This is a genomic window from Actinomadura sp. NPDC048032 (genome assembly GCF_040653175.1).
Taxonomy (GTDB): domain Bacteria; phylum Actinomycetota; class Actinomycetes; order Streptosporangiales; family Streptosporangiaceae; genus Spirillospora; species Spirillospora verrucosospora.
In genome coordinates, this window is the sequence record NZ_JBEZJP010000305.1 from 1 (window position 1) to 10,122 (window position 10,122).

The 10,122-nt window shown below is 74.1% G+C and carries 10 protein-coding genes; 5 read left to right on the forward strand and 5 right to left on the reverse strand.

Features of this window, described 5'->3' with window-relative positions; all coding sequences use genetic code 11:
* Positions 1-1,134, reverse strand: a 1,134-nt coding sequence (locus AB0C69_RS30065; protein ID WP_360358466.1) for a serine hydrolase domain-containing protein, incomplete at its 3' end; no start/stop codon positions are given.
* A 68-nt stretch (positions 1,135-1,202) separates the two neighbouring features.
* Complete coding sequence (locus AB0C69_RS30070; protein ID WP_353832841.1) at positions 1,203-2,900, reverse strand: phosphatidylglycerol lysyltransferase domain-containing protein; 1,698 nt, start codon at positions 2,898-2,900, stop codon at positions 1,203-1,205.
* Positions 2,901-3,064: 164 nt separating this feature from the next.
* On the opposite strand from AB0C69_RS30070, the gene AB0C69_RS30075 reads away from it, so the two are divergent.
* Together AB0C69_RS30075 and AB0C69_RS30080 are read left to right on the forward strand one after the other, a co-directional pair.
* Entirely contained in the window at positions 3,065-3,520 is a 456-nt protein-coding gene (locus AB0C69_RS30075; RefSeq protein WP_360358467.1) for a flavodoxin, read from the forward strand.
* A gap of 29 nt (positions 3,521-3,549) precedes the next feature.
* Positions 3,550-3,849: a Dabb family protein gene (locus tag AB0C69_RS30080; RefSeq protein ID WP_345175150.1), complete on the forward strand. Its 300-nt coding sequence runs from the start codon at positions 3,550-3,552 to the stop codon at positions 3,847-3,849.
* Between the two features lie 255 nt (positions 3,850-4,104).
* On the opposite strand, the gene AB0C69_RS30085 is transcribed toward AB0C69_RS30080, so the two are convergent.
* Positions 4,105-4,329, reverse strand: coding sequence for a hypothetical protein (locus AB0C69_RS30085; protein WP_353832839.1), 225 nt, complete (start codon positions 4,327-4,329; stop codon positions 4,105-4,107).
* A 261-nt stretch (positions 4,330-4,590) separates the two neighbouring features.
* On the opposite strand from AB0C69_RS30085, the gene AB0C69_RS30090 reads away from it, so the two are divergent.
* Positions 4,591-6,738, forward strand: coding sequence for an MMPL family transporter (locus AB0C69_RS30090; RefSeq protein WP_360358468.1), 2,148 nt, complete (start codon positions 4,591-4,593; stop codon positions 6,736-6,738).
* Here the strand turns inward: AB0C69_RS30090 and AB0C69_RS30095 are convergent.
* A complete protein-coding gene (locus tag AB0C69_RS30095; protein ID WP_345175157.1) occupies positions 6,725-7,393 on the reverse strand; it encodes a TetR/AcrR family transcriptional regulator in 669 nt (222 codons plus the stop codon). The two genes, AB0C69_RS30090 and AB0C69_RS30095, sit on opposite strands and share 14 nt — an antisense overlap.
* Before the next feature lie 125 nt (positions 7,394-7,518).
* On the opposite strand from AB0C69_RS30095, the gene AB0C69_RS30100 reads away from it, so the two are divergent.
* Positions 7,519-8,106, forward strand: a complete 588-nt coding sequence (locus AB0C69_RS30100; protein ID WP_360358469.1) for an HAD family phosphatase — start codon at positions 7,519-7,521, stop codon at positions 8,104-8,106.
* Here the strand turns inward: AB0C69_RS30100 and AB0C69_RS30105 are convergent, their stop codons facing one another.
* Entirely contained in the window at positions 8,107-9,177 is a 1,071-nt protein-coding gene (locus AB0C69_RS30105; RefSeq protein ID WP_360358470.1) for a hypothetical protein, read from the reverse strand. It abuts the gene before it with no gap.
* A 100-nt stretch (positions 9,178-9,277) separates the two neighbouring features.
* On the opposite strand from AB0C69_RS30105, the gene AB0C69_RS30110 reads away from it, so the two are divergent.
* The gene (locus AB0C69_RS30110; protein ID WP_360358471.1) at positions 9,278-9,952 is read left to right on the forward strand and encodes a hypothetical protein; all 675 of its coding nucleotides are present in this window, start codon (positions 9,278-9,280) and stop codon (positions 9,950-9,952) included.
* Positions 9,953-10,122: the final 170 nt, after the last annotated feature.

Here is a 10,122-nt window from a genome sequence, read left to right on the forward strand (position 1 = left end):
GGCCGCGTGGTCGCCAATCAGGTTCGGCAGGTAGGCGAGCGCGAGCCCGGCCTCGGGGTCGCCGAGCCCGACCGAGCCGCCCGCGCCGGTGTGGCCGAACGCCGACGCGCGCCCCGCCCTCGGGGTGAAGAAGGTCTGCGAGGGGCGCATGAATCCGAGGCCGAAGGAGCTCCGGACGAGCAGCGTGCGGTCGGGGCCGCTGACGCGCGGGCGGACGGCCTCGCGCAGCGTGTCCGGGCGCAGGACGCGGCCCGCCGTGAGGTCGCGGTAGAACCCGGCGAGCGCGGGCGCGGTCGTCGTCATCCCCGCGGCAGGCCACCCGGCGCGCAGCACGACCGGGTTGTTGTAGCCGCCCTTGCCCGGATGCGGGTTGTTCAGCGACCGGTTCATCATGGACCGCGGGTCGGTGTAGGCCTCGGCGAGCCGGGTCAGGACGTCCTGCCCGGTGGCGCCGGGCGCGTCGGTTCCGGGCGCGTCGGTCCCGCCGCCGGTGCGCCGGCCCGCCGACAGTTTCGCGGCGCGCTCGATCACCTCGTCCGGGGCCCCGATCCACAGGTCCAGGTCGCGGGCGAACTCGTCCTTCACGAAGGCGCCGACCGTCCGTCCGCCGGAGTGGCGGCGGACGATCTCACCGGCCAGCCAGCCGTAGGTCAGGGCGTGGTAGCCGTGGGCCTCGCCGGGCGTCCACTCGGGCTCCTGCGCGGCCAGTTCCGCCGCGCGGGCCGGGGCGTCCGCGGCCTCCTCCGCGGAGACGGGACGCGCGAACGCGGGCAGGCCCACCTGGTGCGACAGCAGATGCGCGGCCGTCGCGCCGTCCTTGCCCGCGGCGCCGAACTCCGGCCACCAGTCCGTGACCGGGCCGTCGACGTCGTAGGCGCCGCGCTCGGCGAGCAGCAGCGCCGCCGCGGCCGTCACCGCCTTGGTGCAGGAGAACCCGAAGCAGGGGGTGTCGGCCTGCCACGCGCGTCCGGTGCGGCGGTCGGCGACACCGCCCCACAGGTCGACGACCTTGCGGTCGCCCGCGTAGACGGCGACGGCGGCGCCCAGCTCGCGTCCCTCGGCGAAGTGCTCCTCGAACACGTCGCGGACGCGGGCGAACGCCGGATCGCAGTGGCCCTGCACCGTGCTGCTCATGCGCGATCCTCTCAGGCGGGGACTCCATAGAATCACGTTCTAGGACGTTCCGCCGCGCCGGGATCGTCTCAGGATCGGCCCAGGTGGTGGACGGGTTCGGTGATCGGGCCGGCGGCGCGCTGGGCGGGGCGCGTCCGGCCGAACTCCAGCGTGAGCAGCGCCGCGGCCAGCCACGCGATGTCGAACCAGGACCGGAAGACCACGCTGCGCGGCTTGTAGGACGGCCTGAACTTCTTGTCGAACAGGTACAGCGACTCCACGGCGATCCACGGGTCGAGGAGGTGCAGCGCCCGGTAGCCGGCCTTCTCCAGCAGGCCGCGCTCGTCGGCGTCCAGCAGCTCGCGGAAGGCGGCGAAGTTCAGCGAGACGAGCCCGTGCCCGTGCTCCGCGGCGTATTCGACCATCTCGACGATGAGGCGCTCGTTGACGCCGTTCGGGCCACCGGGGTCGCGGCGCATCGCGTCCAGGCTGACGCCCTCGCCCGCGGTGACGTAGCGCTGGAACGCGATGGGCTCCTTGTCCTCGTCGTAGGCGACGGCGACGATCGCGCCCGGGTGGTACCCGGTGAGCAGCTCGTCCAGGTTCATGGAGAAGCCGCGTTCGGCCGCGCCGCCGAGGGAGCGGGACGCGACGTCCAGCAGCTTCCCGCGCAGCGCGGGCGTGAGCTCCCGTTCCGGGAGGATCTCGGACGAGACGCCGAAGTTCTCGGTGCGCTTGACGGCCTGCCGGACGTTGCGCATCTTCCGCCCGGACAGGCTGAACTCGGCGGGGCGGATGACGACCTCGTCGCCGAAGCCGATCGAGCGGCACCGCCCCCAGGCCGGGAGCAGGGCGTCGCTCGCGCCGAGGACGGCCGGGCGCCAGCCGGTGGTCCGGCACATCGACAGGAACGCCCGCACGGCGTCGGTGTGCGAGGCCGGGTCGCCGACCGGGTCGCCGCCCGCCACCGCCATGCCGAACAGGACCCGGTAGCCGATCGCGGCGCGGCCGTCCGCGCTGAACACGTACGCCTTGTCGCGGCGCAGCGCGAACGGGGCGAGGGTGTCGGAGCCGGGGTGCAGGACGAGGCCCGCGACGCGGGCGCGCTCCGCCTCGTCGCCGGGCGGGGGCGCCGGGTCGGGCGCGAGGAGTGTGATCACCAGGACGAGCAGGCCGGCGGCGCCGGCGAGGCCGAGCACGCCCGGGAGCCAGGACGCCCCGTCCATGGGCGCGCCGGTGGCGCCGAGCCCGATGGCGACGTCGCCGACCGACCGGACCGACACCCCGCCGAGGACCAGTGAGAAGAGGGTCGCGGCGGCGAGCAGCAGGGCGCCGGTCTTCACGGCCGCGCGGACGCGTTCGGGGTGCGGGCGCACGGGGAACCGGCCGCGCTCCAGCCACAGCCCGCCGAGGGCGGCGGCGAGGAGCGGCAGCCGCCACAGCGGGTCGTCGCCGGACAGCGCGGCGAGCAGGCCGAGGAGCGCCAGCGTGACGAGCCCGTACCAGGCGGCGCGGCGGCGCAGCAGCACGCCGCGGGCGACCAGGGCGAGCGCGAGGGCCAGCACGACGGCGTGCTCCGGCCTCAGCGGGCTGCCGGTGGCGAGCTCGGACAGCCGGCCGAGCCAGTGCGGGGCGTCCGCGAACGCGGGCACCGCGATCAGGGCGGCGACGAGGGCCGCCGTCAGCGCGAGCGGCCAGACGGGCCGCGCATGGGGCGCCGCGTCCGGTCCGCCCGCGGCCGGAGGGCGGGAAACGCCGGCCCTCCGCAAAGACTCGTCCGATAGCACGAAGCACACCTCCGCTGAGCCCCCAACCAAGATCTTCCGGAACTCATTCCCGGGTTCGGTCGTTGTTATGGGGCCTTGACCCAGCGTACGGCCGGACCGTCGGCCGGGCGCCGTCACCGGGGCATACCCGGCCGGGTGGCCGGGACACCGCTAGCCTCGTGGTGATGAAGAGGCTCCTGCTCGTCCATCACACGCCCTCGCCGTCCGTCCAGGCGATGGTCGAGGCGGTGCGCGCCGGCGCGTCGACCGACGAGGTCCAGGGGGTGGAGGTCGTGTCCCGCGCGGCGCTGTCCGCCACCGCCGTGGACGTCCTGGAGGCCGACGGCTACCTTCTGGGCTCCCCGGTGAACCTCGGCTACCTGTCCGGTGCGCTGAAGCACTTCTTCGACCAGATCTACTACCCCTGCCTGGAGGAGACGGTGCGCCGCCCGTTCGGCGCCTTCCTGCACGGCAACAACGACGCCACCGGCGCCGTGCGGGCCCTGGACGCCATCACCACAGGGCTGAGGTGGAAGGCCGTCCAGCCGCCCGTGGTGGTGACGGGCGAGCCCGGCAAAGCGGATCTCGAGGCGTGCTGGGAACTCGGCGCGATCACCGCGGCGGAGCTCGGAGACGTCTGAGGCGGGTGCGCCGCCTGTAGCGTGCCGTCATGAGTGGTTTCCGGCACATAGCGCTGTTCAGATGGACCGAAGGCACGACGACCGGCCAGCAGGACGAGGTCGCGGCGAAGCTGCGCGAGCTGCCCGGCGCGATCCCGGAGATCCGGGAGTACGGCGTGGGGGTGAACGCCGGCGTGAACCCCGGCGCTTACGACTTCGCGGTGGTCGCGGACTTCGCGGATCTGGACGCCTACCTCGTCTACCGCGACCATCCGGTCCACCGCGCGGCGGTCGAGGAGTACGTCACGCCCATCACGGCGGAGCGCGCGTCCATCCAGTACGAGCTGTAGGGGAACGGTCGAAAGGGGCGGCGCGGCGGCGCCGCCCCGAGGTGAAAACCGAGCAAGCGCTTGTGCCCGAAGACTTTTCGGGTTAGTTTCCTCAGAGACGCCCGCTGGGAACGGATCGCGCCCCGTTCCCGGCGGGCGGCGAAACAGGACGCGAGGCGCCGGGCGCCTGCGAAGGCGTCAATCTGACGCGCACCCTCACGAATCGCAGGGCTCACCGAGCGCATGCGACGGAGTGCGTACGACGGGCGGAGGGGCTCACCCCCGCGACCGCAAGCTCATGATCTCCTCGCGGAGCTGCTGCGAGGACGGCGCCTCCAGCAGCCGCGGGCCCTCGCGCAGCGGCACCATGGCCCACCACGACCCCGTCGCCTGGCCGTACCAGACCCGCACGCCCGGGAACTGCTCCTGGAGGGCGCGCGCGGTGGCGGCGCGCAGGCCCGCGGGCATGGGCTCGCCGGCGGCCCCGTGCCGAGGCGTCATGCCGCCCTCCCCCGGTAGATCTCTCCCTTGACAGCGTCCCCACGGACCAAAGCGTCACTCCTACTCCGCAAATCGTGACTAAGCACACTATGGGCCTTCCGGCCCCCGGACCGTGGGATACCGCGCCGGATGTACTCCGGTGGATGTAGCCGGCTTCCCTGGGTGACACCGTCCGCCGGATGCCCTCGGCCACAACCGGAGAGGACGCTGAGCGCGCAAAGGACATCCCCTAGGCGCGGCGCGTCCGCGGAGGCGGTACCCATGAGACTCGCAAGGCTGGCCCGGTTCTGCTACCGGAGACGGCGCCTGACGCTGGCGGGCTGGATCGTCGGCACGATCGCCGTCATGACGATCGGCTTCGGCTTCGCCGCCGAGCCCCTGAACGACTTCTCCGGCGGCGACTCCGGCTCGGCGAAGGCGTCGGAACTGCTGGAGGAGCACTTCCCCCAGCGCAGCGGCGACTCCATCACGCTCGCGGTGCACGCCGACGGCGGCGTCCAAGACCCGAAGGTGAAGGCGAAGGTCGAGCAGGCGATCGACCGGCTCGCCAAGACCCCGCACGTCGCGTCGGTGTCGTCCCCGTACGAGACGCCCGGGCAGATCTCCGCGGACGGCAAGACCGCGTTCGCCACGGGCGGCCTCGACGTCTCGTCGGACGACATGCCGAAGACGGACGTGACCGCGCTCCTGGACGACGTGCGCACCGACTCGGGACCGGTCCGGATCCACCTCGGGGGGTCGGCGGTGGACGCCGCCGAGACGCCGGGCGGCGGCCCGTCCGAGGGCATCGGCCTGCTCGCCGCCGTCGTCATCCTGCTGGTCGCGTTCGGGTCGGTGCTGGCGATGGGGCTGCCCATCGTGACCGCGCTGTTCGGCATCGGCACCGGCCTCGCGCTGATCATGCTGCTCGGGCACCTGCTGCCCGCGCCCTCCTTCAGCCCCATCATCGCGGCGCTCATCGGGCTCGGCGTCGGCATCGACTACGCCCTGTTCATCGTCACCCGCCACCGGGAGGAGATGCACGCGGGCGCCGGCCCGGAGGAGGCGGCGGTCACCGCCGTCACCACCGCCGGACGGGCCGTGCTGTTCGCCGGCACCACCGTCGTGATCGCGCTCATGGGCCTGTTCATCATGCAGCAGAAGCTGCTGAACGGCGTGGCGGTCGCGGCCGGCGTCGCCGTGCTGATGACGATGCTCGCCGCCGTGACGCTGCTGCCCGCGCTGCTCGGCTTCGCCGGGCACGCCATCGACCGGCTGCGCGTCCCGGGACTCGGCCGGGCCCGCCGCCCGCTCGCCGAGCGCTGGGCGCGGGTCGTCCAGGCGCACCCGGTCGTCGCCGGGCTGTGCGCGGCCGCCGTCCTGCTGGTCCTCGCCGTGCCCGCGCTGTCGATGCGGCTGAGCCTGCCGGACTCCAGCACCCAGCCGCACGACCACAGCGGCTACCAGGCCAGCCGGATCATGGCGGAGGGCTTCGGCCCCGGCACCGCCGCGCCGCTGGTCATCGTCACCGAGGGCGGCGGACTCGCGGAGGCGGGACGGATCGCGGACGCCGTCCGCGCGACGCCGGGCGTCGCGGCCGTCCAGCCCCCGCGCCCCAGCCGGGACGGGAAGGCCGCCATCGTCATGGCGTTCCCGAAGACCGGCCCGCACGACGAGCGGACGCCGGGGCTCGTGCACACGCTGCGCGACGACGTCATCCCCGGGGCCGTCGCCGGCACGGGCGCCCGCGCCTACGTCGGCGGCCCGAACGCCGCCTCGATCGACTTCGCCGACAGCGTCTCCACCCGGCTGCCGCTGCTGATCGCCGTGGTCGTCGGCCTGTCGCTGCTGCTGCTCGTCGGGCTCGTCCGGTCGGTCACGGTGGCGGTGCAGGCCGCCCTGATGAACCTGCTGTCGATCGCGGCCGCGTACGGGGTGCTGACGGCCGTCGTCCAGTGGGGGTGGGCGGGGCGCGCGCTCGGCTTCCCGGCGGACATGCCCGTCACCACGTGGGTGCCGCTGATGATGTTCCCGATCCTGTTCGGGCTGTCCATGGACTACGAGGTGTTCCTCGTGTCCCGGATCCGCGAGACCTACGAGGAGGGCGTGGCCACCCGCGAGGCCGTCGCGCTCGGCCTGTCGCGCACCGCCCGCGTGATCAGCGCGGCGGCCGCCATCATGGTGATGGTGTTCCTGTCGGTGCTGCTCGGCGCGGACGTCGCCGTCAAGCAGATGGGACTCGGCCTCGGCGTCGCGATCCTGATCGACGCGACCGTGGTGCGGCTGGTGCTCGTCCCGGCGCTGATGGAGCTGTTCGGCGAGGCGAACTGGTGGCTGCCCGGACCGCTGCGGCGGATCCTGCCCTCGCGTCCCGCGCCCGGGGCCGGGGACGGGGCCGATCGGGCGAGCCTGCGGGCTAGTGCAGGTTGATGCCGTCGAACATCACCTTGAGGTAGTGCTCGGCGAGCCCCTGGGCGTTCAGCCGGCCTCCGGGCCGGAACCAGCGGACGGCCACCCAGACGGTGTCGCGGATCATCCGGTAGGTCAGCTTCGGGTCGAGGTCGGGTCGGAACAGCCCTTCCGCCTGGCCCGCCTGGAGCGTGGTCACCCACATCTTCTCGACCTCGTCCTCGGACTTGGTCAGGTAGGCGAACCGGTCCATGCCCCGCAGGTAGTTCCAGTCGTTCTGCATGACCGTGATCGCGGCGCGGTGCGGCTCCAGGGTGCCGAACGCGACGCGGACGAGCCCGGCGATCGTGTCCCGCGGGTTCTCGTTCTCGTCGATCACCGCCTGGTAGGCGGCCATGACCTCGGTGAAGAACCCGGACAGGATCTCGTCGACGATCGACTCCTTGGAGTCGAAGTGGTGGTAGAGGCTGCCGGACAGGATGCCCGCCTCGTCGGCGATGTTGCGGACGGTGGTGGCCTGGAACCCCTTCTCGGCGAACAGTTCGGCCGCGAGCCTGACCAGGTGGGCGCGCCGTTCGGACGCCAGCGCGGGGGTTCCGCGGCCGCGGCGGCGGGGCGCGTCCTCGCCGGCACCGCGGGTTCTCGATCGTCCGGACTTGGCGCTCGTGGTCGTCACCCTCTCATTATGCCGTGTCGCCCAACCGCTTGCTCGATTCGGCGGCCGGACCAGCGTACGACGTGCAACAAGCGCTTGCTACAGAGGTTTCCCGGACCGCCGCCCGCGCCGATTAGGCTCGGGCCATGCCCGAAGTGATCGTGTTCGACCTGTACGGAGTGATCGCCCGCACCCAGACTCCCGAGGCGGTGCGGCGGATCGAGGAAATCGCCGGGACGCGCGGCCCCGCGTTCTGGGACGCCTACTGGGCCTGCCGCCCCGCCTACGACGCCGGCCAGGAGAGCGCGGCCTACTGGGCGGACGTCGCGGGCCTGCTCGGCGCCACGTTCCCCGACGTCCCCGCCCTGACCGAGGCCGACCTCGACAGCTGGACCGCCGTCGACGAGGAGATGGTCGCCCTGGTCGGCGAGCTGGCCGACCGGGGGCGCACGCTCGGGCTGCTCTCCAACATCATCGGCGACCTGGTGCCCCGCTTCGAGGCGCGGCACGGCGCATGGCTCTCCCGCTTCGACGAGCGCGTCTACTCCTGCCGCATCGGCGTCGCCAAGCCCGACCCCCGCGCCTACGAGATCTGCGCCGGCCGCCTCGGCGTCGAGCCCGCCGACGTCCTGTTCTTCGACGACAACGAGCGCAACGTCCTCGCCGCCCGCGAGACCGGCATGCGCGCCGAACTCTTCACCTCCCCGGCCCAGGTGCGCGCCCTCACCGCCTGACTAGGAAGGGGGCGGGAGCTCCCCGCCCGCCTCGGCCGCCTCGGCGAGGCGCTCGCGGAGGGTGCGCAGGAGCTCGTCGCCCTGCTCGGTCAGGCGTTCGATGGCGGGGAGCGCCAGATCGTCCCGGACGGTGTCGGCCAGCAGTTCGTCGTACTCGTGCGCCTTCTCCGCGATCGACTCCAGGCGGCGCTGGGCGCGCAGCACCTCGTCGGCCGACCGGGCGCGCTCGGCGTAGCGCTCCAGGGCCTCGACGCGGCGCGTCACCGCCTCGACCGAGGTGTCGAGCTTGTCGCGCAGCGGCCGCAGCGCCGCCTCCACCTCCGGGAGCGTCTCGGCGCCGGCCATGTCGGCGTGGTCAGCGCGCAGCCGCGACTGCTTCGCCAGGACCTGCGCGATCTCCCATTCCTGGCGCGGCAGTGTGACGGCGTTGTCCACCGCGTCCAGCAGACCCTCGCGGTTGACCTGCGAGTCGCGGACGGCGTCGACGGCCGCCTGGACGCGGGCCAGCAGCGCGCGGCCGTCGTCGTCGAAGTCCTCGGGGAGGAGGTAGCGGTCGCGGCGGCGCTCCAGTTCCCGGGCGCGCCGCAGGTCCAGCGAGACCGACGGGGTGCCGAGCGCGACCAGGACCGCGAGCATGCCGAGGCCGATCAGCCACAGCGAGCCGAGGAGCGGGGAGCCGACCAGGCCGAGGGCGAGGACCGACAGCGGCGCCAGCCACACCAGCGGCTTGCGGCGCGCGACGATCGTGTCCAGCTCGGCGCGCAGCGCCGGGTCGGCGACCGGCCGCGGCTCGGCCGGGGCGCCGTCCTCGGGGGAGCGGGGCGGCGCGATGCGCCGCCAGGCCGTGGAGACGTGGGTCTCGAAGGCGAAGTCGGTCTGCGCGATCTCGATCTCGGTGGGGCCGGCGGGCAGCGGCCAGGAGCCCACGGGGTCGCCCCCGCCGGGGCCGGTGAAGCGCACCCACCACCCGCCCTTGCCGTCCTCGCAGCGGTAGCGGCCGGGGGCGACGTCGATACCGACGAAGAACGTCCCGATTCCCGGTATGGAATCACTCCATGCGCCACTGGTCACCGGCGACCTCCCGTACCTGAACGACGTCCGGGGGACGGCAAGAGTTGCAGTACCCACTACCGCTCCCGGGAAGCGGAACGGAGTTTGGAATACTCCACGGGTGCGACCCGACTATGACCCCCTTGACGACCCGCCGTGGGCGATGCAACTGGTGGTACGCGCCGAGAAGGCCGATCCGCCGGGTCACGACGCCGTCTGCGAGGCGGCGGCGACGGCGGTCGTCCGCCTGCTGACCGACCCGCGCGCCGCCGAGCCCGAGGGGGAGTGGCGGGAGGCCGTCCGGGAGTGGGAGTCGCGCCGGATCCGGAAGGTGACGCGGCGGGCCCGCGGCGTGCGCTGGCCGGAGGCGGAGGCGCTGCCCGGCGTCACGGTCCGGCACGCGGGCGCGCAGGTGCGGGCCTTCCCGCCGGGGCCGGTGTCGGACGTCCCGCCTCAGCTGGCCAAGCTCCAGGTCGCGGGCCTCGACCTGGCGGAGGCGCCGGAGCCCTCCGCGCCGCCCGAGCCCCCGTACGCGGTCATCGCCCTCAACCCCGAGGTGACGATCACGACGGGGAAGGCCGCCGCCCAGTGCGGGCACGCCGCCCAGTTGCTGCTCCGCCAGGGACGCCGCCGGCACGTGGCGGCGTGGGTCGAGGCTGGCGCCCCCGTCCACCTGGCGCGGGACGTGCCGTGGGCCCGGTGCGTGAAGGAGGCGGCCGTCGCGGTCCGGGACGGCGGTTTCACCGAGGTCCCGCCCGGCACGATGACCGCGATCGCCTGGCTGGTCCGGAAATAGCGCGCGGGCGACCCGGGGCGGGGGGGGGGGGGGCGGGGCGGCGGGGCCGCCCCGGGGGGGGGGCCGCGCGCCCCCCCCCCCCCCCCCCCCCCCCCCCCCCCCCCCCCCCCCCCCCCCCACCCCCCCCCCCCCCCCCCCCCCCCCCCCCCCCCCCCCCACACCCCGCGGCG